Annotated in this window: 22 protein-coding genes and 1 pseudogene; 12 read left to right on the forward strand and 11 right to left on the reverse strand. The window is 65.5% G+C overall.

The window, feature by feature from the left end:
• From ASF72_RS21000 to ASF72_RS09835, 5 genes and pseudogenes are all read right to left on the reverse strand, one after another.
• A pseudogene (locus tag ASF72_RS21000) lies at positions 1 to 360 on the reverse strand (amino acid permease); the annotation flags it as partial.
• A gap of 73 nt (positions 361 to 433) precedes the next feature.
• Positions 434 to 1,366: a glutaminase gene (locus tag ASF72_RS09820; RefSeq protein ID WP_056598420.1), complete on the reverse strand. Its 933-nt coding sequence runs from the start codon at positions 1,364 to 1,366 to the stop codon at positions 434 to 436.
• The gene (locus tag ASF72_RS09825) at positions 1,363 to 2,961 is read right to left on the reverse strand and encodes a PucR family transcriptional regulator (protein WP_056598423.1); all 1,599 of its coding nucleotides are present in this window, start codon (positions 2,959 to 2,961) and stop codon (positions 1,363 to 1,365) included. Before ASF72_RS09825 ends, ASF72_RS09820 begins: the two co-directional genes overlap by 4 nt.
• A gap of 210 nt (positions 2,962 to 3,171) precedes the next feature.
• A complete protein-coding gene (locus ASF72_RS09830; protein ID WP_056598426.1) occupies positions 3,172 to 4,920 on the reverse strand; it encodes an ABC transporter ATP-binding protein in 1,749 nt (582 codons plus the stop codon).
• Positions 4,921 to 4,968: 48 nt separating this feature from the next.
• Positions 4,969 to 5,820, reverse strand: a complete 852-nt coding sequence (locus tag ASF72_RS09835; protein ID WP_082484198.1) for a sugar phosphate isomerase/epimerase family protein — start codon at positions 5,818 to 5,820, stop codon at positions 4,969 to 4,971.
• A gap of 103 nt (positions 5,821 to 5,923) precedes the next feature.
• Here ASF72_RS09835 and ASF72_RS09840 point away from each other — a divergent pair, with 103 nt between their 5' ends.
• The 7 genes from ASF72_RS09840 (at position 5,924) to ASF72_RS09870 (ending at position 14,579) form a co-directional block, all read left to right on the forward strand.
• Complete coding sequence (locus ASF72_RS09840) at positions 5,924 to 7,078, forward strand: substrate-binding domain-containing protein (protein ID WP_056598599.1); 1,155 nt, start codon at positions 5,924 to 5,926, stop codon at positions 7,076 to 7,078.
• A gap of 159 nt (positions 7,079 to 7,237) precedes the next feature.
• Positions 7,238 to 8,551 carry an ABC transporter substrate-binding protein gene (locus tag ASF72_RS09845; protein ID WP_056598428.1) on the forward strand — a complete coding sequence of 438 codons (1,314 nt, stop codon included), beginning with the start codon at positions 7,238 to 7,240 and terminating at the stop codon, positions 8,549 to 8,551.
• Between the two features lie 54 nt (positions 8,552 to 8,605).
• A complete protein-coding gene (locus tag ASF72_RS09850) occupies positions 8,606 to 9,553 on the forward strand; it encodes a carbohydrate ABC transporter permease (protein WP_056598431.1) in 948 nt (315 codons plus the stop codon).
• Positions 9,550 to 10,476, forward strand: coding sequence for a carbohydrate ABC transporter permease (locus ASF72_RS09855; RefSeq protein ID WP_056598433.1), 927 nt, complete (start codon positions 9,550 to 9,552; stop codon positions 10,474 to 10,476). Before ASF72_RS09850 ends, ASF72_RS09855 begins: the two co-directional genes overlap by 4 nt.
• On the forward strand, positions 10,473 to 11,486 hold the full coding sequence (locus tag ASF72_RS09860) for a hydroxyacid dehydrogenase (RefSeq protein ID WP_056598436.1): 1,014 nt from the start codon (positions 10,473 to 10,475) through the stop codon (positions 11,484 to 11,486). The genes ASF72_RS09855 and ASF72_RS09860 overlap by 4 nt, the downstream gene beginning before the upstream one ends.
• 124 nt (positions 11,487 to 11,610) lie before the next feature.
• Complete coding sequence (locus tag ASF72_RS09865) at positions 11,611 to 13,626, forward strand: outer membrane protein assembly factor BamB family protein (RefSeq protein WP_056598439.1); 2,016 nt, start codon at positions 11,611 to 11,613, stop codon at positions 13,624 to 13,626.
• Entirely contained in the window at positions 13,626 to 14,579 is a 954-nt protein-coding gene (locus ASF72_RS09870; protein WP_056598441.1) for an ROK family protein, read from the forward strand. The genes ASF72_RS09865 and ASF72_RS09870 overlap by 1 nt, the downstream gene beginning before the upstream one ends.
• Positions 14,580 to 14,604: 25 nt before the next feature.
• On the opposite strand, the gene ASF72_RS09875 is transcribed toward ASF72_RS09870, so the two are convergent.
• Complete coding sequence (locus ASF72_RS09875; RefSeq protein WP_056598443.1) at positions 14,605 to 16,635, reverse strand: outer membrane protein assembly factor BamB family protein; 2,031 nt, start codon at positions 16,633 to 16,635, stop codon at positions 14,605 to 14,607.
• A gap of 132 nt (positions 16,636 to 16,767) precedes the next feature.
• Positions 16,768 to 17,262 (reverse strand): MarR family winged helix-turn-helix transcriptional regulator, encoded by a 495-nt coding sequence (locus ASF72_RS09880; RefSeq protein WP_235504692.1) that lies wholly within the window; start codon positions 17,260 to 17,262, stop codon positions 16,768 to 16,770.
• 97 nt (positions 17,263 to 17,359) lie between these two features.
• Here ASF72_RS09880 and ASF72_RS09885 point away from each other — a divergent pair, with 97 nt between their 5' ends.
• The 4 genes from ASF72_RS09885 to ASF72_RS09900 all read left to right on the forward strand — a co-directional run bounded on the left by ASF72_RS09885 (position 17,360) and on the right by ASF72_RS09900 (position 20,407).
• Entirely contained in the window at positions 17,360 to 18,400 is a 1,041-nt protein-coding gene (locus ASF72_RS09885) for an LLM class flavin-dependent oxidoreductase (protein ID WP_056598446.1), read from the forward strand.
• A gap of 44 nt (positions 18,401 to 18,444) precedes the next feature.
• Positions 18,445 to 18,819 carry a DoxX family protein gene (locus ASF72_RS09890; protein ID WP_050685009.1) on the forward strand — a complete coding sequence of 125 codons (375 nt, stop codon included), beginning with the start codon at positions 18,445 to 18,447 and terminating at the stop codon, positions 18,817 to 18,819.
• 230 nt (positions 18,820 to 19,049) lie between these two features.
• Positions 19,050 to 19,418, forward strand: coding sequence for a GntR family transcriptional regulator (locus tag ASF72_RS09895; protein ID WP_050685010.1), 369 nt, complete (start codon positions 19,050 to 19,052; stop codon positions 19,416 to 19,418).
• A 23-nt stretch (positions 19,419 to 19,441) separates the two neighbouring features.
• Complete coding sequence (locus ASF72_RS09900; protein ID WP_235504693.1) at positions 19,442 to 20,407, forward strand: hypothetical protein; 966 nt, start codon at positions 19,442 to 19,444, stop codon at positions 20,405 to 20,407.
• A gap of 88 nt (positions 20,408 to 20,495) precedes the next feature.
• Here the strand turns inward: ASF72_RS09900 and ASF72_RS09905 are convergent, their stop codons facing one another.
• Together ASF72_RS09905 and ASF72_RS09910 are read right to left on the reverse strand one after the other, a co-directional pair.
• Complete coding sequence (locus ASF72_RS09905; protein ID WP_056598450.1) at positions 20,496 to 20,696, reverse strand: hypothetical protein; 201 nt, start codon at positions 20,694 to 20,696, stop codon at positions 20,496 to 20,498.
• An 80-nt stretch (positions 20,697 to 20,776) separates the two neighbouring features.
• Positions 20,777 to 21,598: a response regulator transcription factor gene (locus ASF72_RS09910; protein ID WP_056598455.1), complete on the reverse strand. Its 822-nt coding sequence runs from the start codon at positions 21,596 to 21,598 to the stop codon at positions 20,777 to 20,779.
• 399 nt (positions 21,599 to 21,997) lie between these two features.
• Here ASF72_RS09910 and ASF72_RS09915 point away from each other — a divergent pair, with 399 nt between their 5' ends.
• Complete coding sequence (locus ASF72_RS09915) at positions 21,998 to 23,065, forward strand: glycoside hydrolase family 16 protein (protein ID WP_235504694.1); 1,068 nt, start codon at positions 21,998 to 22,000, stop codon at positions 23,063 to 23,065.
• A gap of 80 nt (positions 23,066 to 23,145) precedes the next feature.
• On the opposite strand, the gene ASF72_RS20700 is transcribed toward ASF72_RS09915, so the two are convergent.
• Together ASF72_RS20700 and ASF72_RS09920 are read right to left on the reverse strand one after the other, a co-directional pair.
• On the reverse strand, positions 23,146 to 23,310 hold the full coding sequence (locus tag ASF72_RS20700; protein WP_164468848.1) for a hypothetical protein: 165 nt from the start codon (positions 23,308 to 23,310) through the stop codon (positions 23,146 to 23,148).
• Between the two features lie 4 nt (positions 23,311 to 23,314).
• Positions 23,315 to 24,436, reverse strand: coding sequence for a glycosyltransferase (locus ASF72_RS09920; protein ID WP_082178239.1), 1,122 nt, complete (start codon positions 24,434 to 24,436; stop codon positions 23,315 to 23,317).
• Between the last annotated feature and the right edge of the window lie 5 nt (positions 24,437 to 24,441).

Raw genomic sequence — 24,441 nt, forward strand, 5'->3', positions numbered from 1 at the left:
TGCCTTCTCGCCGAAGAACTCGCGGGCGTAGGAAACGAAGGAACCGGACGAGGGCCGGTGCAGGACCAGTTCGCCCAGGGCGCGAAGGATCAGGAACGCGAAGAAACCACACACCGCGTAGGCGATGACCAGCGACGGGCCGGCCTCGGCCAGGCGGCCACCGGCGCCCAGGAACAGGCCGGTACCGATAGCACCGCCAATGGCGATCATCTGGATCTGCCGCGGCTTCAGGTTCTTGTGGTAACCCGTGTCCTCAGCGTGCAGGGACGACTCTGTCGCATGGGCATGGCCACCATCAATCAGGTGGTCGGGGACAGCGCTGCGCTCCTGAACAACCTCGTCTTTGGGGTTGATAGGCATGGGTGATCCTTTCGATGGGGTGATGGTGAAGCGTTGTGGGGGAAAGTAGTTGCGGGGCTGCGCAACTAGGCGTTTAGAACACGGACCAGCCCGTGCGGTCCGAAAGGTCGGCCAGGGCGGCGGTGCCGGCCAGCGAATTGCCCTTGGCGTCCAGCCGGGGGCTCCAGACGCAGATGGCACATTCGCCTGGCACAATCACCAGGATCCCGCCGCCCACGCCGCTTTTTCCGGGCAGGCCAACCCGGTAGGCGAACTCCCCGGCGGCGTCATACATGCCGCACGTGAGCATGATGGAGCCGATGCGTTTCGCTTCGCTGGGAGATACCACGGGTCCGTGTGCCCCATGTCCGTCGCGGGCCAGGAAAAGCCCCGCTTTGGCGAGTTCCACGCAGCTCATCATGATGGAGCATTGCCGGACGTAGTTTTCCACCACTGATTCCGCCGGCCGCGCCAGGTTGCCAAAATCCTTGAGGAAGTGTGCCAGGGCCAGGTTGCGGCTGCTGCTGGAGAGCTCGCTGGCAGCAGCGTCTTCGTCAATAAACGGGTGCTCGCTGCCCGCCTCTGCGGTGAGGAACCGCAACAGCCGGGTGGCGGCGTCGGGCGTTTCCTTCATCAGGTGGTCCGTCACCACCAGGGCGCCGGCGTTGATAAAAGGGTTCCGCGGGATGCCATGCTCCACTTCCAGCTGGACCAGGGAGTTGAACGGGGTACCGGACGGCTCCCGGAGCACGCGGGACCACAAGGTTCCCGGCCCGTCCCCCCGGAGGGCCATGGCCAGGGTGAACACCTTGGAGATGCTTTGGATGGAGAACGGAACGCAGGCATCGCCGGAACTGAACAGCTCACCGGACGTGGTGGCAACCGCGATCCCGAACCTGTTGAACGGCACCGCTGCCAGGTGCGGGATACTGGCCGGCACTGAACCGCTCTCCCGCTGCGGCGTGTGGCTGCGGACAATGTCGTCCAGTAACGGGCCCAACGGAGGTGCCTCGAGTGCGGTGGTCATTTCCTGCCTAAAAGTTCTTTGTGTGTGCCGGCCCATTCCTGGATGTGGAGCAGGGCCACCAACGCATCCCGGGGGTTGCCAAAATCCAGGCCGGTCAGGCGGGATGCCTTGCTGATCCGGTAATAGACGGTGTTTTTGTGGAGCTTCATCCTGGCGGCGCACGCTGCCACATCAAGGGCTGCCTCAAAATATGCGTGCAGGGTTTCGGCAAGTTCCCCGCCTTCGCGCAGCAATGCGGAAAGGCTGCGGTGCCGGAACGTTGAGGAGGTGAAATTGTGGACTGCTTCGCGGAAGAGTATCTCGGCTTCAAAGTCGTCCACAGTGGCTACGGACGCGTCCGGAGACGTGCCAACGCAGCCAAGCAGGGCCTCGGTGATACGCGTGGTTGTGTGCAGCGACAGCAGGTCCGGGACCACCGGACCCACGGCGGCGAACGGCCGGAGGCCAAGGTGCTTGCCCGCATCCCGGACGATCGATTCAGCCAGGCTGCGCAGCCCCGGTTCCGCGGCGGTGGACTGCAGGCCAGGGACAATCACCGCGGTGTCGCCCTTGAACTGGCCCACGATCGCGGAGGCTTTGTACGCGGCGGCATGAATGGAGGCCAGGTTGGCCAGCTCGCCGTGTTTCAGCGCCGCGTCGTCGGCCTGCGCCTCGGCATCCGAGATCCCCAACAGGATCAGGGCGGCCGGACGGTCAGCGGGAATCTTCTCACTGTGGGCGCTGGCCGCGGCTTCCGCCGGGCCGGAAAGGATCCGCGCCACCCGGTCTTCGCGCATGTGCACGGACTGCTGGTTGCGGTAGCGGATCAGCTCGGCCGAGGCCCTGGCGGCGGATCCGTTGAGGACATAGTCAACGTCCGTGCCGAACCCCGCCCCGGTTTCCTGCAGCCAGATGTACCCCATGATGCGGTCCCCGGCGAACAGCGTGATGGCCACGCGTTCCCGCAGGCCGTCCTGCGGCCGGGCCGGCACCCGCACCGGCAGCCGGGTCCGGTGCAGTTCCCGGTACGCGCCCAGGTCCTTGAGCAGCAGTTCATATTTCCGCGGACCGCGCCGGGTAAGGATGGAAGCCTTGCGCAGCTCATCGATGTCGTTGGAAACAGTGGAGTAGGCCAGCACCTTGTTGGCGGCGTCTTCGATGAGCACGTGGCTGGAGGTGAGCCGGGCCGTGGTCTGGGCGATCGCAAACAGATCCTCTTCCAGCAGGGTCAGCACTTCGCTCTGGTAGCTGCGGGGCTGGATCCGGTCCTTGGCGATGGACAGCAGGCGGTCCCAGTCAGCCGACGGATCCACCAGGAGCAGGCCTGTGCCCGCATCGCGGAGCAGCTCTTCGGCTTCGATCAGCTCGTCCCGGTTGCCCTTAACGGCAATCACCGGCGGAGGATTCTTCACCAGCCGCCGCAGCGCGGGCAGTGCCGACCGGCCGCGGACACCGATCAGCAGCACAAAGGCCGCGCCGCCGTCGGACGTCTCATCATCGGCGTCCACAATCAGGAACCGTTCAATGGCGGAGCCGGCCGGGACAGGCCTGAGGACCAGGGTGGCGAAACCCACGGGGAGATCCGAGAGGATGTCGTCCACCGTCACCGCTGCCATGGGTTTCCTTCTGCGTCGAACTGGCCGGACGGCTCTGTCCGGACACCTCATGCTACCGAGGCGGGCGCCCCCAAAATATGGGCGGGAGCCCAAAAGCGGTGGCAGCTTTTCGGTCTACGGACCAAGCTCGCAGGGTTCCCTGGGCGTCGGGTGCCTCGCACCGGGCCACAGCCAGCCAGGATCCGCCCGTGCCGGACATCGGCGCCGGGCTCAGACCGCCTCCTCCGCCGAGAGCTGGGAGGAAACAATCTCCCGGTACGTCTCCGAGGTCGCCAGCAGCTCACTGTGCGTTCCGCGCCCCACGATCGTGCCGTCGTCGAGCACTAGAATTTGGTCCGCGTCCACAATGCTGGAGACCCGCTGGGCGATGATCACCAGCGTGGCGCCGGCGGTGTTCCGGTGCAGCGCCTGCCGCAGCCGGGCGTCCGTGCCGGTGTCCAGCGAGGAAAACGAGTCATCAAAAATGAACAGCTCGGGCCGTTTCACCAGCGCCCGCGCAATGGCCAGCCGCTGCCGCTGCCCGCCGGAAACGTTGGTGCCGCCCTGGCTGATGGGCGCATCCAGCCCGCCCTCCATCCGTTCCACAAAGTCCCGCGCCTGCGCCGTTTCCAGCGCCGCCCAGCACTCCTCCTCGCTGGCGTCCGGCTTGCCGTACTGCAGGTTGCTGCGCACCGTGCCGCTGAACAGGTAGGGCCGCTGCGGCACCAGGCCGATGTGCCCCCACAACTGGTCCGGATGCAGTTCACGCACATCCACGCCGTCCATCCGCACGGACCCGGACGTGGCGTCAAAGAGCCGGGGCATCAGGTTCACCAGCGTGGTCTTCCCGGCCCCGGTGCTGCCGATGATCGCCGTGGTCTGCCCCGCCCGCGCGGTGAAGCTGATCCCGGACAGGACCGGCTGCTCGGCACCCGGGTAGGAGAAGCCGACGTCGGCCATTTCCAGTTCCGCGCCCCGCACACCATCCTGCCGTTCCCGGCGGTCCATGGGCCGGGCGGGCGGCCGGACGCTGGACGCGGTGCCCAGCACCTCGCCGATCCGGTCCGCGGACACCGCCGCCCGCGGAATCATCACGGCCATAAACGTGGCCATCATGACGGACATCAGGATCTGCATCAGGTAGCTCAGGAAGGCGATGAGGGTGCCCACCTGCATGGACCCGTCCTGGATCCGGAAGGACCCGAACCAGATCACCGCCACACTCGAGACGTTCAGCACCAGCATCACCACCGGGAATGCGAGCGCCATCAGCCGGCCGGCCCGCAACGCCGTGTCCGTCACGTCCTCGTTGGCGCGGGCAAACCGGGCCGTTTCAATGTCCTCCCGGACAAAGGAACGCACCACCCGGATGCCTGTGAGCTGCTCGCGGAGCACCCGGTTCACGGTGTCGATCCGCTTCTGCATCTGCCGGAACAGCGGCACCATCCGCACGGTGATCAGGCCCACGGCGATCAGCAGCACCGGGACACTGACGGCAATCAGCCAGGACAGCTGCACGTCCTGCCGGACCGCCATGACCACCCCGCCGATACTCAGCATGGGCGCCGTCACCAGCATGGTGGCGCTCATCAGCACCAGCTGCTGGACCTGCTGGACGTCGTTGGTGGACCGGGTGATCAGGCTGGCAGCCCCGAATCTGGTGACTTCCTGCTCGGAGAATTCCCCTACCCTGGTGAAGATGGCACCGCGGAGGTCACGGCCCACCCCCATGGCCGCTTTGGCCGCGAAGTACACGGCGACTATAGAGCAGGCAATCTGCGCCAGCGTGATCACCAGCATGACCGCGCCCAGTCCCAGGATGAACCCGGTATCGCCCTTCGCCACACCCTCATCGATGATGTCCGCGTTCAGGGTGGGCAGGTACAGCGACGCAATGGACTGCGCCAGCTGGAAAACGACGACGGCGGCCAGCAGCCTGCGGTGCGGCCGCAGGTATTCAACAAGCAGTTTCCACAGCATCCAACGGTCCTCAAAAAGACTCAGGCTCGCAATGAACCGAAGGTCAGTTTACGACCGCAGGCTGGGTGTTGAGGTGGCATGCGGGAGGAAAATTCGACCAGGTTCTTTCGCATGGTCCTTGCTGATGGACGTATCCACTGACCGGGTGGCGGCCAGCAGGCCGTGCAGAGCCGCAGCATCCGCGATGACGTTCTCCGGCGCATCCCCCGCCACAAACTCCAGCATGATCTCCAGGTCCCTGTTGGCTGACCTGAGGATGTCCACCGCGCCCTGCCACAGGTTGCTTCGCGCAACCAGCGAAAGCCGCTCGGTGGCGGGCCACCAGGAGAAAGCGTGAACCCCAACCACGTGGTCCAGGACCAGCCGGAGGGATGCCAGGGCCGCCTGGTCCGTCAGGCCGACCGCGGGCTGCCAGTAGGTACCCACGCCGGGCCGGTCCACGCGGTGGAGAAGGTCCAAGGTGGTTTCCGGGGAATCCGTCAGGGTGCCGCCGTGGTATTCGAAGGCCAGGCTGACGCCCCGCGCCGCAGCGAGCGCGGCGACACGACGGGTATCCTCGACGACGCCGTCCCACTGTGCAGCTGAGGCATCAGCAGAGCCTGCGTCCCCGGCCCAGATCCGGATCCTGGGTGCGCCGAGTTCCGTGGCGAGGGCCAGAACGTCCGCAAAATTGCCGAACGACCCGGCCCGGTAGTAGGACCCCAGGGACATAACGCGCAGCCCTGCGGCCAGCGTTGCACTGCGCGCACCGGCTGCCGAGCCGGCGTCGTGGACGTGGACATCCGATCCCCATTCAATCCCGGCCAGCCCGGCAGCGGCGGCGGTACGGGCCACGGCATCAATATCCACCGCGCGGAGGGTCACGGAACAGAGTCCCGGGCGCAGTAACGCCTCTGCCATGGTTCGTTCCTCCTGTTGAGCGGGCTGCTTGACTCCCCACCGTATGTTGGGTGTAGTTCATTGTGAACAATACGCACAGAAATAAACACAGAGGGATGTGCACGTGCTGACTGATGACAGGCAGAACCAGATCCTGCGTGAGCTGGCGCTCCGGGGGTCAATCAACGCGGCCGAGTTTGCGCGGCGGATGGGGATCTCCGGGATGACAGTGCGGCGGGATCTGGCGTTACTCGACGCCCAGGGCCTGCTGCAGCGGGTCCACGGCGGGGCTGTTGCCTTGGCCGGACCGGCCCGGAGCCCTGCCGGCCAGGGTCAGGGAAACAACGCCCCCTCAAACCGCGAGGGAAGAACCATGGCTCCGGCCGGCCGCAACGCGCCGATCCCGGCGAAACAGCGCCCGCTGGCCACCATCGGCATGATCGTACCCACCGCCCGGTATTACTTTCCGGGAATCATCAGAGGCGCCGAGGCCGCCGCCCAGGAGCTGGGCGTCCGGCTGGTTCTGGGCGTCTCAAACTACTCTGCCGCCGAGGAGCAGCGCCAAATCCAGCGGCTGCTCAAGAGCGGCGTGGACGGGCTCCTGGTGACCCCCAGCGGCGAGTCGCTGGCGGGCACCCCCACCCTGGACCTCCTGGCCTCAGCCGAAGTGCCCGTGGTGATCATCGAACGCTCCATTGACGGGGTGCTGGATGAGGGCCGGCTGGAGTCGGTCCGCAGCGACCACGCCCGCGGGGCCGAACTCGCCGTCAACCACCTGGTGTCGCTGGGGCATCGAAAAATAGCGCTCTGCGTCCGCGAAAGCAGCCCCACGTCCTCACCGGTCAGCGAAGGATACCGCAAGGCGATGCAGGCTGCGGGCCTGCCGCACGATCCTGCCATGACCCGCGCCATCACCCTCTCGGCCACCGATCCTGAGACGCTCCGCCACGAGCTGGACAGCATTGTTGGCAGTTTCACCGACGCCGGCGCCACGGCCGCGATCGTCCACAACGACGAAGACGCGCTGATGTTTGCTGACCTCTGCGAGGCACTGGGGCTCCACGTTCCGGGGGACCTGGCGCTGGTGGCGTACGACGACGAGATCGCCTCCTTCGGCAGCGTCCCCATGAGCGCGGTGGCCCCGCCAAAATTCGACGTCGGGTACCACGGGGTGCAGATGTGCCTGAACCGGCTGGGCCCGAGGCGGGTTTCGAGCCTGGCCCTGCAGCGCGTCATCCTCTCCCCCACCCTGGTGGTCAGGGACTCCACGGCCAGCTGATCAGGCCGCAGGATCCTGGTCGGCAAAAGAAGCGAACATCCACCGATGTTCACTACTGTTCAGTTCGTTGGCTTTGTTCAACTTTGCGTGTTTCATTGAAATACACCATGTGGCACCGGCCACATCCCACCTTCGCATCGTGGATTTCAAAGGAGAACAATGAAGCGTCGCAATCTTCTCGTCGGGACCGCCAGCCTGGCCAGCAGCGCACTGCTGCTGGCAGCCTGCGGAACCGGGCCCGGCACATCCACTGCCCCCACACCCGCTGCAGACCCGTCAGGCAGCATCACCTTCTGGTCATCACTGGCCGGCATGGACAAGGTGGCTGCAGCGTTCAACGCCAGCCAAAGCAAGATCAACGTCACGTTCGAAACGATCCCCAACGCCGACAGCGGCGGCTATGCCAAGCTGTCCACCGCCATCACGGCCGGGAACGGCCCCGATGTCTCCACCATCGAATACCCCCAGCTGCCGCAGTTCGTCAGCAACGGGCAGGTGCAGCCCCTGGACGGCCTGATCGATAAGTCAGCCACCGTGGACAAGCTCGCCGGCGAGATCCGGAGCATGGTCCAGTTCGGCGATAAGACCTACGGCCTGCCGTATGACGCGGCTCCGATGGTGATGTACTACCGCCAGGACATGCTGGCCAAAGCCGGGGTGGAGGTTCCCAGGACCTGGCAGGAATTCGAGGACGCAGCAAAGAAGCTGAAAGCCGTTGCCCCGGACTCCTACCTGGCAAGCTTCAACCCCAACCAGGTCCCGGCAACAGCCGGGCTGGCCTGGCAGGCAGGTGCGAAGTGGTTCGGCACCTCTGACGACAGCTGGGAGGTGGGGGTGAACGACGAGGCCACCCGGAAGGTGGCCGGCTACTGGCAGAAACTCATTGACAACAAACTGGTCAAGGTCAGCCAGGCCTTCAGCGACGAGTGGAGCCTGGACCTGGCCAACAGCACGGTTGTGGGCGTCATCGGTGCCAATTGGAGCGCCACCGGGATCCAGAAACGGACAGAGGCCAGCGGCCAAAAGGGGCAGTGGATCGCCGCCGAAATGCCCAACTGGGGCACCCCGGCAGGCGCCTTCTTTGGTGGATCCAGTTTCAATGTCACCAAAAGCAGCAAGAACCCGGCAGCTGCAGCCAAGTTCGTCGAGTTCCTCACCACCAACCAGGAAGCCATCAAGGCCCGGGGAAACACGGGGTCAGCCTTCCTGGCCTATCCCGGCCTGACGCCGGTTGCCCAGCAGGCCTACGATGCCAGCTACTTCGGTAACGACATCTACGACGTGTTCGAAAAGGCCTACTCCACCGTCAGCCCGGGCTGGCAGTGGGGCCCCAGCTGGGACCTCACCAACACCGCGCTTAAAGACGCCTACGGCAATCTCGGCACCGGCGGCACGGTCCCCACAGCGCTTGATACCGCCCAGAAGGCCACCGTGGCCGGGCTGGAACAGGCCGGACTTTCCGTCAAACAGTAGCTTCGCCCCTGGGCTGCCTCTCCGGAGGCAGCCCAGCCAGTTTAGGAGATCATCATGGCCACACAGGCCCCTACTGCTGTTCCGCAGCCCGCTGCACCGCAGCGCAGGCGCAGTACTGCCTCCGGCACGGGCGGGCGGACAGCAGCCCTCTTCCTCGTCCCGTTTTTTGCCGTCTTTGCAATCGCCATGGTGGCCCCGGTCATCTACGCCATCGTGCTCAGTTTCTACGCACAGCAGAAGTCCGGACTTGGCTTCGGGGAAGCCAAAACCTCTTTCGTTGGGTTCGAGAACTACCTGCAGGTCCTTGAATCCGAGTCCTTCGTCACCGGCATTGCCCGGCTTGGCCTGTACTGCGCGATCTACATTCCCTGCATGGTGGGCGGCGCCGTTGTGTTCGCGCTCCTCCTCGACGCCACCGTGGCGCGGGCACGGAAGCTGTTCCAGCTGCTCGTCTTCCTGCCCCACGCCGTACCCGGCGTAATCGCCGCCCTCATCTGGGCCTACCTGTACACGCCGGGTATCAGCCCTGTGGTCCAGGCGCTCCAGGGCGGCGGGATCCAGGTCAACTTCCTCGATGCCCACATGGTCCTGCCGGCGATCGTCAATATCGGTGTCTGGGAGTGGACGGGCTACAACGTCATCATCCTCTTCACCGCACTGCAGGCCGTCCCGCGGGAAATCCTGGAAGCCGCCCGGGTGGACGGGGCAGGGGAAATCCGGGCCGCCGTGAGCATCAAGTTCCCGCTCATCCTGCCCGCGCTGAGCGTCATTATGCTCTTCACCATCATCGGCACCCTGCAGCTCTTCACCGAACCCTCCATCATCGCCAAGGCCACCCCGTCCATCACCAGCACCTGGGTGCCCAACATGTGGGCCTACGACGCGGCCTTCATCCGGCACAACCTCAACCAGGCTGCGGCTGCCTCGATCATCATCGCCGCACTCGCTGCGTTCCTTTCCCTGGTGGTCACCCGCTTCAGTTCCAGGATGAACAAATCATGAGCACAAAGACCCTTCCCGCCCTCCGGACCAAGACGCCCAGGACCATGCCAAGGAAATCCGCCCAACGCCAGGACACCGTGGCAGGCCACGGAGGTTTTGCCAGCAAGCTGACGGTCAACGGGCTGCTGGTGGTGGGCTCCCTCTATATGGTGGTCCCGGTCCTCTGGCTCCTGTTCGCCTCCACCAAAAACGCTGCGGACCTGTACGGCACCAGCGCCTACGCCCTGGGCAACTTTGCCCTGTTCGAGAACATCGCCGCCGTGGCGGCCCAGGACGGCGGAGTGTTCTTCCGCTGGATGGCCAACTCCATCCTTTACGCCGGCGTCGGCGCCGTGCTGGGCAGCCTCATCTCCGTGATGGCCGGCTACGCGTTCGACAAGTTCAACTTCCGCTGGAAGGACTCGCTGTTCGGGTTTGTGCTGGTGGGTGTGCTGATCCCCAATACGGCGACAGTGCTCCCCATGTATCTGCTCGCCTCGGTGGTGGGCATGACCAACACCATCTGGGCGGTCCTGATCCCGGTCCTCTGCAACCCCTTCGGCGTGTACCTGGCCCGTGTCTACGCCGCGTCCTATGTTCCCTCGGAAACGCTGGAGGCAGCACGGGTGGACGGCGCCGGTCCCATCCGGTCCTTCTTCGCCCTGGGCCTGCCCATGATGATGCCGGGCTACATCACCATCGCCCTGTTCCAGTTCGTGGGCGTGTGGAACAACTTCATGCTTCCCCTGGTGATGCTGCAGGACCAGCAACTCCTCCCGGTCAGCGTGGGCATCTCCATCTGGCAGGGCTACGCCGTCCCCCAGCCCGAGTTTGTTCCCCTGGTGATCACCGGATCATTGCTCTCCATCATTCCGTTGCTGGTGGCTTTCATCATGCTGCAGCGTTTCTGGAAGTCCGGGCTAACCACAGGAGCCGTCAAATGAGCAGGGAAACACTGAACGTCGCCCTGGCCATGGGCCCCGGCGTCGCGTCCCGGATCTTCTCGGCCGGGCACCTGGAATCCCTGCCGGCAGGCCTGCGGCTCCTGAACCATGAACCCATGGAGGAATTCAGCTCCCGGCGTTCGCTGGCGTTATTGGCCGAGACGGACATCCTCCTCACCGGCTGGAACTGCGCAAGGGTGGATGCAACCGTTTTGGATGCCGCACCGCGCCTGCGCCACATCCTGCATGCCGGCGGCACGGTCAAAAACCATGTTGACGGTGCCTGTTGGGCCCGCGGTGTCCAGGTCAGCACGGCAGCAGAAGCCAACGCCATCCCCGTAGCGGAATACACGCTGGCCATGATCCTGCTCGCCAACAAACGGGTCCTGCAGATCGCCGGCACCTTGCACCGCGAGAAGGCACCGGTGGAACCGGATGGCCTGTTTCCGGACATGGGCAACTACGGCAAACGGGTGGGCATCATTGGCGCATCAAAAATCGGCAGGCATGTCATCCGTCTGCTTCAGCCGTTCGAACTGGACATTGTGGTGGCCGATCCGTTCCTGTCCGCTGATGAGGCCAAGGTCCTGGGCGTGAGGGCGGTAGGGCTCGAGGAACTGATGGAGACCAGCAATGTGGTGTCGCTGCATGCTCCCTCGCTGCCGTCCACGCTGAACCTGGTCAACGCCGGACTCATTGCGCGAATGCGCACCGGAACCACGTTCATTAACACCGCCCGCGGAGAGCTGGTGGACCAGGAAGCCCTTTTGGCACGGTTGGAACGGCACGAACTTTTTGCCGTCCTGGACGTCACCACACCCTGGGTCCTGCCCCCGGACTCGCGTTTCTACACCAACCCCAACGTCCTGCTCACCCCGCACCTCGCCGGGTCCCTCGGCACCGAGTTGGAACGGCTGGCGGCCACGGCCCTTGCCGAGGCCCACCGCATTTCCCAAGGTGAGCCGCTGCGCTTCCCCGTCCAGGACGAAGACCTGGCCTTCACCGCCTGACCCACCCCGCCGCCGTCGTCCGCATCATGGCCGGTACCACCGGCCCTGTTTCCGGCGCGCAAAAAAGTACGACGGCGGCCCCCGCCTCTGCCCTTCACCTCCCCTTCAAAACAAAGGAAGTTCAATGCAGATCTCCCATCCCAGCAGGCGTTCCGTCCTCCAGGCGGGCGGCGCAGCCGGCCTGGCCGCAGCGTTGGGCCTGACCGCATCCGGGCCCGCCACCGCAGCACCGGCAAAGGCCGGCAGCACCGAAATCACCGACCTCGGACCGGCAGTGGTCCAGTTCTCGCTGATGAGTTCCCTCCTGGTGGGCGACATCGCCTACATCGGGTCCCGCAATCTCGATCCCGTCCGGATCGTCGCCTTCCACGTGCCTACGGGCAAAGTAGTGGGTGAGACCGTGGTGGCCACGGGCTACAGCATCCAGACCCTGGCCGCCGATCCGGCCGGCCGCTACTTGTACGCCGGTGTCCTGCAGAAGTCCGGCGGCCCACAGCCGAACCTCTACCGCTGGGACCTGGCCACCCTGTCCGCGCCGGCAACACCGATCGGCCAGATCGGCGACCGCGACGTGCGCGACCTCAGCGTGTCACCCGACGGACGGCTCTACGCAGTGGGCGGCGGCAACCCGGGCGCGCCAGCGCTGTGGGAGTACAACCCCGCCACCGGCCAGGTCAGCAACCTGGGCATTCCCGACGCCGGCGCCACCCTGGCCCGCGCGGTTGCGGCAACGGACGCCACCGTGTTCTTCGGCGCCGGCAGTACCCTCAATGGCGGCGGCAGTGCGGGCCGCGCGTGCCTCTACGCCTACAGCCGCGCCACCCAAACCTTCGCGCAGGTCACCCCTGCGGAGATGCTGGCCGATCCCAGCATCCGTGAACTGGCCATCCTTGGAGACAAGCTCCTGGTCGGTTCCGCCGCGTCCACGCAGCAGTCCAAAATCGCGTTGCTGGACTTGGCCAACCCGTCCTCCTACTCGGTGGCCACGTCCATCGGCAAGACCGCCAAGAACTTCACCAGCATCGGCGACCAGGTGTACTTCGCCAACGAAACCGGCCTGTGCACCTTTTCACCCGCCACGAATTCGATCGCCCAGCTGACACTCAACGGCCCGTCCCTCGGCGAGATCTGGGGTGTGGACGCACGGAACAACAGGATCCTGGCCACCTCGGGTTACGGCTTCGTGGCCGAGATCGATCCCGGCACGGGAACCATGGTCGTCACCGACCTTGGCGAAGCCGGGGCCTCCGCCACTCCCCAGACGGTCATGGGCATTGCCGCAGGCGCGGGTTACGCCTACGTCGGGGGGAACGGAGTGATCGCCCGTCACTCGCTCGCCACCGGCGGGGTGGCCAACCTGAACGCCCCGGGTGAGGCCAAGGACGCCGTCATTGTGGGCGGTGTCCTCTACACGGGCCAGTACAGCTCGCAGGGCATCTGGACGTACGATCCGCTCAGTGGCCAGCCGATCCACCAGGCCGCCGATTTCCCGGGCGCGCAGAACCGGCCGCTTGACGTCTGCTGGGACGAGGTCAACCGGCTTGTGCTGGTGGCGGCGCAGTCCGATACGGAGGGCGGGGGGTCCTTCTGGACGTACAACCCCGCCACCGGGGCAAAGCAGTGCTTCATCAACCCGATCGACAACCGCCAGCTCCTGCGCGCCGTGGCCACCAGGGATGGTGTCGCGTTCCTGGGTGGCGGGCTGCCAACCCTGGACGGAGCCGGCACCGTTGTCGCCTTCGACCCGGCGGCCGGCCGCGAACTGTGGCGCCTCGATGCCGGGTCCGGCGCGGGGCTGGCCGCCCTCGCCGTGCAGGGCCGCAACCTGTACGGGCTCACGCGCAAGGGCGGCATCTTTGTCCTGGACATACCCACCCGGAAGGTGGTGCACCGGGCAGACATCAGCTCCCTGTCCTACGGTTTTGGGGCCCTGGTGGCCAACAGGGGCGTCATCTATGGGGTCTCGGATACCAACGTGTTCCGCTTCGACCCCAGGTCCTTCGAGGTGTCCACCGTCCTCGCCGATACCGACGGCGGGTGGTACAGCGGGTCCCACATCACCAACGATGAAAACGGGTACCTGTACACGATGCGTGGCCGCAACCTGGTCCGCATTGACGACCACCCCCGGAAGCCGTGATGCCCCGGGGAACCGGGGCGGTGCAGCCCGCTGCGGGGTCCATTCGGATCGGGGTGGACATCGGCGGGACCAAAACCGAAGCGGTGGCACTCGACGAACACAACACCGTCCTCTGCTCGCTGCGGCGGCCAACCGGCCAAGGCAACAGCGGTGTGCTTCGAACGCTCTTCGCGGCAGTTGCCGAACTCCGGGAGGCCGAAATCCTGGCCCCGTACCGGCTGGTCGGGCTGGGAATCGGGGTCCCGGGGGCCGTGGATCCGGCAACGGGGAAGGTATCAAACGCAGTGAACATCGGCGTGGCGGAACTGGAGCTGGGTGCATTGGCGGAAGCCGGGCTCGGGTTAAAGGTCCACGTGGAAAACGATGTGAATGCCGCTGCTCTGGGTGCCCACCACCTGCTCTCCGACCGGACCTGTGCGGACCAGGGGTCCAGCGCCTACCTGAACCTGGGGACGGGCCTTGCTGCAGGGTTGATCAGCAATGGTGGCCTGGTCCGGGGGGCGGCCGGGGCGGCCGGCGAGATTGGCCACCTCCCCCTGGGCATCACGCAGGAGCCCTGCCCCTGCGGCCAGACCGGTTGCCTGGAACTGATCGCTTCCGGCTCGGGCATCGCCCGCCAGTGGACCGGTGACGGCGAATTCCCCGCAGTGTCGCTCTTTGAGCACGCATTGCTTGGTGATCCGCTGGCGGTTGCGGTCCAGGACAGGTTTTTCCGGGGTGCAGCTGCTGCAATCCGTGTCCTGGGCCTCTCCGTCGATCCTGCCGTGATCTACATCGGCGGTGGTTTAAACGCGTTGGGCGAACCCCTGCTCGAGGGCATCCACAGGGAGTTGGCCCGCACTGCCGGCCTGTCCCCCTTTATCGCCGGCCTGGGCCTGGGCCGCCGCGTCCGGCTGGTCCCGCCCGGACTGCCTATCGGCTCGGCCGGAGCAGCGCTGGCAGCCACCGGTTAGGCACTGTCGCGCAGGGAAGTGGCCCTCACCGGCCACTTCCCTGCCGCCGCAGGCCCTGCACGGCTGCGCCGCCATCAATCCGGACGAGGTTGGGGCCACGGAGCGTGTAGAGCGCCCCCTGCTCGTCAGCTGTGATGTGCGGTCCGCTGTACCAGCCGCCGTTGATCCCCGCCACCACCACGGAGACGGCGAAAGTCGCCGGGTCGATCCGGAACACGGTGGTGTCGGAGACTCCGTAAACCATCCCCCTGCTGACCGTTAGGGCACCGAAATCGGTGCACACGCTGCGGAGGTCGCCGGTATGGACCAGCGCCCGGGTTTCCAGGTCGATGACAAACAAACCGGCTGCCCGGCGGGACATGCCGTAAAGGTAGCGGCCCTGGATCGCCAGGGCTGCCACCCCTGACGTCTGGCCCGGGTCCAGGCGCCACAGCTCCTGGTTGGTGGTTGGGTCCCACGCCACTACTGTGCTGCGGGGACCGGTGCCGTAGATGTTGTCACCGCCGAGGTAGGCAACACCGTCCTTCGTCGCAACAGCGCGCACCATCTGGAGGGTGTCAATGGGATTGACCTTGGTGGTCACCTGGCCAGTGGCAGGGTTGTAGGCGGCGAAGCAGCCGCCGCCGCCGGTATCGTTCTGGGCGCCTGCAAGAACCAAACCGTTCGTGGCGTCCCAGCAGATGTCGAGCGGCCGGTTCTGGCCTGCCGGCAGCGCGGCAACCTGGTGCGGAAGCTGCCCGGTGGCGGGATCGTAGGCGTAGATTCCCCGTGAGTTGTATTGCCCGGTGTAAAGGATGCCACCCACAACAACAGCGTCCTTGGCCTCGCCGGTGGCGCGGAGATAGGACACCGCCGCCGGGCCTGCCTGGTGCCGCGCGATGGTGCCGGTGCCGCCAACGTAGACGTCGCCCGCACCCGCGGCCAGTCCCATGCACAGCTGCGGACCGCCCGGGGCTCCTGCTCCGGCGAGGTCGTATTTCAGCGCGGTGGCTGTGGCCGGGTTGATGCTGATGACGTCGTAGGACGAAACAGCCACCGCTTGGGATCCGAAGACATCCAGTCCCCAGATGGCTCCCACGTCCTCGGTGAGGATCTGGGTGATCTTCTTGGTTCCGGTGTTGTAGGCCCAGACACCGGGCTCCTTGACGAAGAACACCTGGTTTCCGAGTTGCCGGAACATCACTCCGGTTTTGGGTATAACGGTGTAGTCGGTGTGGTCTGACAGATTGATCAGCACGGACTTTCCCGGTCCCTTGACGCCAACGCCGAGCTGTCCATCGAGAACGTTCAAGGAGGTTACGGACACGCCGGTGGCGACGTCCGCCGGCAGGATGTTCGCTGACATCCTTGTGGCCCGGTCAAAAGCGAACAGCCGGGCGGGGCTCGAACCACTTCCACCGCCCAGGGTGCTGCCGGTTCCGAAATAGACGGTGCTTGCCGTGGCAGCGATGGCTTGGGCAATAGTGGCTCCCGGGTCCGGAACACCCCAGCTGGTGGTGGCGCCGGTGCCGGGATCGTACTCCCACAAGGCCGGCGGATTGGTGGTCTGGCCGCCGCCTGCGGCGTAGACCCTGCCATCCGGAGCGACTGCAAGGGCACGGATATCACGGTCTCCGGTCTCGGCCACGCCTACCGCGGGCAGGTCCGGTGTGCCAAGGTCCCAGCGGTAGATGTTCGGTTTGCCGTCGATCCCATCACGGAGGACGCCCGCGTACAGGTACCGGCCTGTGGCGTCCGCCGCAAGCGCCTGGATGCTGTAACCCGAACCGAGGTCGGTCCGTGCGGTGATGGTCCCGGTGGGAAGGTGGAACCCTACGATCCGTGCCGGATTCAGGTTGCGGGAGCCGATGTAGACCGTGTCGCCTACCAGTAACGAACTCATCAGGGAGAACTGGACCACTGCGGGTCCCAGATCGGTGATGGCAGGGCTGTCCGCGGCCAGCCGGCCGGAGTCAGCCATGGCAGTGCCGTCGGCCAGCGCGGCGAAGACAGCGGCGAGGCTCCCGGCGCCTGATGCCTGCAGTAGCCGGCGGCGGTTGAACGTGGCGTTGGCCATGGGAATCTCCTCGTTGAGTTACCTGCGCTGGATGGTCCAGATAGGGAACACTAGCTGCGGCCAGGTTCCGGGACACCGGTCTGCACAGAACTGAACAGAGGTTGTTGTGGGGCCAGCTGCTGCACTGGCCACTCACTGGGACCTGGTTTCACCGTCCGGCCCGGAAAGGTGGTTCCGCAGTTTGCCGGTAATCCTGCCGAGGTCCGCCAGGTCGTCGGGGGTGAGGGCATCGACGAACAGCTGGCGGATCAGGCGCAGATGCGGGGCCGATGAGGCCCGGAAGAGGCGGGCACCCTCATCGGCAAGCTCCACCACGGCGCCGCGGCTGTCATTGCCGGATTTTTTGCGGTGGATGAGGCCGCGGCTTTCCATCCGGCCCAGGTGGTGGGACAGCCTGCTCCGCTCCCAGCCAATGGCCTCCGCCAGGACCGAGGACCGTAGCCTGCCCTCCTCCGCCTCGCTGAGAGCCAGCAGCACTCCGTAGTCGCCCGGGGAGATACCCGAAGTGGCCTGCAGCCCGGCCGCCATCATCTGGCGGACCACCTCACTGGTTTCCACGTACTCACGCCAAACTGCCAGCTCGCCTGCCGTGGGGCCCCGACGCCCCTGTATGCCGTTCTGATCCACGCGCCCTCCTCGTTGCTTGACATGTCAAGCATAGTGGGGTGATGATTGACGCGTCAATTAACTAATTGACGTATCAATTAAAAGGGCGCGTGACTTCATGATTTTTGGTTTGGACACCTTCGGCGACGTTCCCCTGGACGACGCCGGTAAGCCCGTCAGCCATGCCAGGTCCATCCGCCAGCTGGTGGATGAAGCGGTCCTCGCCGACCAGCTGGGCGTGGACGTTTTCACAGTGGGCGAGCACCACCGCCCGGAGTATTCGGTCTCGAGCCCGGAAACGGTCCTGGCCGGAATGGCCACCGTTACCAAGCGGATCCGTCTGGGCTCCGGGGTGACTGTGCTCAGCTCAGATGATCCGGTGCGCGTCTTCCAGCGTTTTGCCACCGTTGATGCGCTCTCCAACGGCCGTGCGGACGTGATTCTGGGCCGGGGTTCCTTCACCGAGTCCTTCCCGCTGTTTGGGTACGACCTGCAGGACTACAACGTCCTGTTTGAGGAGAAGATCGAGCTTTTCGCCCGGCTCCTCAAGGAAGCACCCGTCACCTGGAGCGGGAGCACGCGGGCCCCGCTGGTGGACGCCGATGTGTACCCCACGACCAAAGGTGGCCTTAAGACCTGGGTGGGGGTGGGCGGCACGCCGGCCTCCGTGGTGCGGACCGCAAAGTACGGCTTCCCGCTGATGCTGGCCATTATTGGCGGCCAGCCGGAGCGGTTCAGCCCGTTCATCGACCTCTACAAGCGGTCGGCGGGAGAGTTCGGCACCACCGCCTGGCCGGTGGGGATGCACTCCCCCGGCTTCATCGCCGATACCGACAATGAAGCGAAGGAGATCTTCTGGCCCCACTACAAAGTGGTCCGGGACCGCATCGGAGCGCTCCGGGGCTGGCCGCCGGTGCGCCGCGAAGAGTTCGACGCAGAGATCGAACACGGCTCCATGTACATCGGTTCCCCGGACACTGTGGCCAGGAAAATCGCCCGGACCGCGGCAGCCATGGATGTGGGCCGGTTTGACCTGATCTTCACAGCCGGGACCCAACCCATCAGCGCCAGGCTGAAAGCCGTGGAGCTTTACGGCAGCAAAGTAGTCCCCCTGGTCCGCGAGATGCTCGCCGAAAACCCCCGCCCAACGGGGTCCTAACTCCCGCTTTTCCCAGCCCCGCTCACTCCCCCGAAGGACAAACCATGAACATCACCCTCTGGATCATCACCGCACTGCTCGCCCTGGCCTTCCTGGCCGCCGGAGCCATGAAAATTGCGCAGCCCCAAGCAAAGCTGGCCGCCGGCGGACAAGGCTGGGTGGAGGGCTTCTCCGCCGGAGCCGTCAAAGGGATTGGCGGCTTGGAGGTCCTCGCGGCGCTGGGGCTGGTCCTGCCTGCGCTGCTCAACGTCGCCCCCGTCCTGGTTCCCCTGGCCGCAACGGGGTTGTTCCTGCTGATGGTGGGGGCGGCCATCACCCACGCCCGCCGCGGCGAAAAGCCCAACGTTATGGTCAACGCAGTCCTAGGTGTCCTGGCGCTCCTGGTGGCCATCTTCCGGTTCGGGCCCTACGCCTTCTAATACTCCAGACGTGCCCCCGGAGCTGGCCCCTGCGGTCCCGGCCCCGGGACGACGCGAAAAGCGGTCAGGGAATCAGCTTCGATCCAGGTCGGGTTCGCTCAGGTGGTGCCGGCCGGCCAGTTCCCGCCATTGGTCCTCCCGGCCGGGCATTGACTGTTCGAGGAGCCGGGTGAACGAGTCGACCACTGGTGGGCATTGTTATAGTTGCAATATAATAATAGAATGGGCGCATGCTGATCCGTTTGACGCCAGATAACGCGTCGCCCCTCCATGAGCAGATTGCCGGCGCGATCCGTCAAGGAATCCTGGAGGGCTCACTCGTCGATGGGGAACGGCTGCCGGCAGCAAAGGCGCTCGGTGAATCGCTAGGCGTAAGCCTGCATACCGTTCTACACGCCTACCAGGACCTGCGCGGGCAGGGCCTGATCGAGCTGCGCCGCGGACGGGGTGCTGTTGTGACCGCACCGGAAACGGCATCCCGCGAACACGCCACACGGATTCTCGACGAAGCAGCCCGACAACTCGCAGGCCTGGGTCTCTCGACCGAGACGACTCTTGCGCTGTTCCGCCAACGACTCGACAGGGGAAAAGCTTCATGACGACGGCTACAACACACCGCTCGGTGACCGAACCAGATCCACGGTTTTGGCTCGGCGCGTTCCTACCCACAGCGGCAGTGCTCCTCGGCGCCCTCGCCCTTACCTGCAGTTGGAGCGGTCGGCTGCCGTCGCCCGTCGCCCAAAAATGGGACTGGTCCACTCAGGACGTCATTACCGTCGCACCACTCTGGCAAGGAGTACTCTCCCTCGCTGTTCCGTCCGCGGGGGTGCTGATCTTCCTGGTGTTCTTGAAGTGGACAGGCAAACTCACCGGATGGGGGCGGCGCATCTCCATCGCCGCCCTCGCAGGAATCGCCGTCTTCACTGCCGCGTCGCTTCCGGTCATGCTCAATGGCCAGGTCGGGCTCACGGACCCACAGCTTGCCCCCGACCCACGCACCATCATGGGCGTCACCGCGGCGCTCAGCCTCGCCTACGGAATCCTCACAGCCCTCATCGCCGGCGGACGCCCGCTCGCGACCCCGGCCGCGGGCACCACACCCACTCCGGCCCTCGAGTTGGAACCCAACGAGCTCGCAGTGTGGACTACCACGACCACCGCCTGGGTGTGTCTGCTCGGCGGTGGCTTACCGGGGCTAACCCTGATCATCCTTGGCAGCACCACACCGGTCTGGGGCCTGGCCATCCCTGGCGGGATATTACTGGCGCTGGGGATTACCACCGGCCGATGGACCATCACCGTCGACCACAAGGGCCTGACCTGCACCACACTCCTCGGCTTAGGCCGCTTCGCAGTCCCGGCCAGCCCGGGAGCGGCCGCCGAGGTAGTCAACGTGCACGGATTGTCCGAGTTCCTCGGCTGGGGCATCCGCGTAGGAGGATCCAGCTCCATCGGCCTGATCTTCCGCAACGGGGAAGCTCTCCGCGTCCACGGACCCAACGGCTACAGCCTCACCGTCACCACCTATGACGCCACAACAGCAGCAGCCCTCTTCAACGCCCAAACAGCCCGTCCCCACACCACATAAACCGTTCTCTCGACGCAACCGGGAGCCCCCGGCCGGGGGCTACACCGCCCCTCCCGGCCTGGCTTCCGTCAACAGCCGGCTGACGCCGTCAGGATTTCTCTGTGGCTTCCGGGTCCTCTTCGGGCTCAAAGCTGTTGGGTTCCGTGTCCGCACCGATGCCTACGCCGTCGCTCCCGCCGGGGATCCCGCCGTCGTCCGCGTCCTTTTTGCCCGCGGAACGGTCCTTGTCCTTGTCCTTGTCCTTGTCCGGGTCCTGCGGCGGCAGCGATTCGGGTGAGTTGATGGACATGGCATCTCCTTTAATAGCCCGGGCTTTCACGCTAACAGCCCGGTGCGGCAAAAGAACCTGCTCCGCCGGGGAAATTCTGCCTACTGCGTCATTCGGTAGCCCACGCCGCGGACCGTCTCCAGCCACCGCGGCTGCCGCGAATCGTCACCCAGCCGCTGCCGCAGGGAGGCCACCTGCGCACCGAGGGACCGCTCCTCACCGGCGCTGACAAACGAGCGCGAATCGGCGCGTTCCTGCCGCAACTGCCGCACCAGCTGCGCCTTCGTGAGGACATTCCTGCCGTTTTCCATCAGGATCACCAGCAGGTCGAACTGGTTGGCGGACAGCTCCACCGGCTGTCCGTCCAACGCCGCCTGCCGCCCGGCAGGGTCCACGGTCAGTCCGCGGTGGGCAAGGTCCGCCGGGCCGTCCGGTGCGGGGGCATGCGGGGACGGGAAAGGCACGACGGCGGCAGGCACCCCAGGCGCGGCAGGCACCGATGGAACCGGCGCGGCCCCCTCGCCTGCAGCTTCCGCCGGAACGGCAGCGATGCTCCGGGGCCTGCGCAGCAAGGCCGCAATCCTGGCGCGCAGCTCCCTCGGGCTGAAGGGCTTCACCAGGTAGTCGTCAGCTCCGGTTTCGAAGCCCATCAGGGCGTCGGCCTCGTCCGCCTGCCCGGAGATGATGATGAGGTAGGCGTCGCTGAAGGAACGGATCCGGCGCACGGCCTCAAGCCCGTCAAAGTCGGGCAGCCCCACGTCCATGGTGACCACGTCAGGGTGGAACTCGCGGACGGCCGCCACAGCTTCCTGGCCGGTACCCACGGCATGGACGGTGAACCCGGCCTGCTGGAGCACTTTTTCCAGCAGCCCCCTGGTTTCCTCGTCGTCCTCCACCACTAACGCCATGCCGCGTTGGGCCATGCTTTTCACGTCCTTTTGCCTTGGGTCCGGCCGCGGTAGTCCGGTGGGCCTGCGGTCCGGAATCCGGCCCTGGGCGTCCCGTGACGTGCGGACGGCGGAAATTTCAGCACTTATGTGCCGCGGATTTCCCTCAGCTATTCGGAGCGCCCCGACAAAAAGATGGCTGTAATTTCCTTCATAACATGCAAATTTACCGCTATAGATCGGGATGCGGAAACCATAATGGGCGGAAAGCGTACCAGCTGAAAATTGCGCTGAAATTGCGTTTATCCTGAGCGGAATACCGCTGCTTCTTGAAGGACTTCCCCTATTGCAAACTTCCATTGTTGTGCCCCATGATCTAGCTACGCCAAAAAGCGGCGTACTTGCTCGCTGGGAGCAACTGACAAAGGGGCCTGCATGTCTCGTTCTTCTTCTCCGGTCTCATCACGGCTCCGCCGGACCCGGACGGCTGCCATGATCTTCACCGCGGCCCTGGCCATGATGGCCACCATCCCTCCCGCCAATGCTGCAGACACAACCCCTATGGACCCGAATCCGGGTCCGGCCGGGAGTTTCAGCTGGAAGGGTTTTAACTGGGAAAAGCGCTTCTGGGGCGGCTCACCCCAATTCAACGGGCAATTTGCCGCTGCGAATGTTGTTAACCCGGATGCCAACGGCTACATCTCCATGAAATTGACCAACCCCACCGGCACCGCACCCGTGGCCTCGGAATTCCAGTCGACCCGCAAGGGATTCGGCTACGGGACCTACAGCACCACCGTGGAGAAGGACCTCAGCATCCTGCAGAAGGAAGTGGTGTGGGGCTGCCTCTTCACGTACGACCCGGATGCGGAGCCCGGCTACAACGAGATCGACCTGTGCGAGGCCTCGGCGTGGGGCGGCGGCGCAAGCTACGGCGAATCATGGCCGGTGACCCAGGGCCACGGCTACTGGTTTGATGCCACCAAGCCGCCGGGACAGGGCAACAACACTGTCACGTTCGGCGTCACCTCAAGTTCCATCACCACCCACAGGATGGTGTGGGAACCCGGCAGGATCACCTTTGAGACCTTCGCGGGCACCGGCTACACCGGTGCCCTGTTGAAGCGGACGGTCCTGGAAGGATCCACGGTGCCGGTCCCAGCCCAGGAACAGGTGCACTTCAACCTGTGGGTCACCGGCGGCGGGGGCGGCAATCCGGCCGCTGTTAAGGCGGAGACCGTCAAGATCCGCGATTTTTCGTTTGTGGCAGCCCCGGCCCCTTCCATCAGCCTCCGGGCGGCCACCAGCACGTACACCGGCGGCTACACCACCAACAGCATGAAGTGGACGGGAGCCCAGGGAGACACCGTCACGCTTTGGATGAACAACATCCAGAAGGTGGTGCCCAACACCGGAAGCTTCCCCCACAGGTACAAGGGAACCGCCGACTACGCCTATAAGGTTTGCGACGCCAACGGCTGCTCCAACGTGGTCAACCCGTAGCCCGGCGTGCTGCGGGACTTACCCTGCCGGACAGGGCGAATCCGGTTTCCGGATGCGTGCCCTGCCCGGCAGGAGCTTCGTTAGGACTTCCTGGTGCGGACCGGGACGATCCGCTGGATGGCCAGTCCCAGGGCCAGGAGGGCGAAGGCCGCCAGCGCGAACCAGAAGATGTCCCCTGCGCCGGTCATGGCCAGGGTTCCGGAACCGGCGCCTGCGGCAGCGGGAAGTGCGGGGTTGTTGTACATGGTGTTACCAGGCTTTCTTTTTGTTGAATGCTGCGTCGGCATAGGCCTTCGCATGGACCGCCTGCAGGAACAGGTCAATCACGATTTCGTACATGGTGGCGGCGGCAAGCATGTAGCGCCAGCCGCGGAGCCGGACGGTGATCACGCGCTCGAGGATGAACACGCCGGTCACGGCCAGCCAGAAGGGCTGGATGTTCATTCCCGCGCCGCTGATCAGCGCAAACGCGATGGTGCTGAAGTAGGCGATGGTGACAACCACACCCACCATGGCCAGGATCTGGCGGCCCCAGTAGGGCTTGGTGACCCAGGTCCAGCCGTACTGCACGCAGTTCTCCACGGCGCCGCGCTTCCAGCGGAGCCGCTGGGCCCACAGTTCCCGCCACGTGGGCATCACTTCGGTGACCAGGGTGCAGTCTGCCGGCGAAAGGATCCGGTACTTGAGTGTCAGCAGGGCGAAGGAGAGTTCGTTGTCCTCGGTGAGCACCGACGTGTCGTAGACGCCGCCGCTGCCGTTTCCGGGAGGCAGGGCGCCGGAAAGCCGGCCCGCCACCACGTCGCGCAGGGTCCGGACCCGGAACAGTGCCGCGGTGCCGGTCACCACCAGGCATTTGCCGTTCAGCCGGCGGACGTCGCGGGCGTAGCGGGCGTATTCGTTGCGCTGCAGGTGGCCCACAAATCCGCCGCCGTGGCCGCCCTTGAAAACGCCGCCGACGGCGCCAAGCCGGGTATCGGAGAGCAGGTGGCCTACGGCGAGCTCAATGAAGTCGTGGGACAGCTGGGAGTCGGCGTCCTGGACCAGGATCATGTCTTCCGGTTTGCCGGTGGGCAGGAGCCCGGAGAGGACGTAGTTGAGGGCGCCGGCCTTCTTGTCGGTGTTGCCCACGGTCCGGACCACCTCTGCGCCCGCGGCCACGGCGATGGCTTCGGTGGCGTCGGTGCAGTTATCGGCCACAACGATGATGCGGTCCGGGACCAGCGTCTGGTTCTGGAGGGAGGTCAGGGTCTCAAGGATCCCGGCTTCTTCATTGTGCGCGGGAACCAGCACGGTGATCCGTGCCGGACCCCCCTGCGTGGTGGGTCCGGGGCGGAGTTCTTCGCCCTGCGGCCCCGTCTGTGTGTCTTCCATGATTC

It is taken from the genome of Arthrobacter sp. Leaf141 (assembly GCF_001424565.1).
GTDB lineage: Bacteria > Actinomycetota > Actinomycetes > Actinomycetales > Micrococcaceae > Arthrobacter.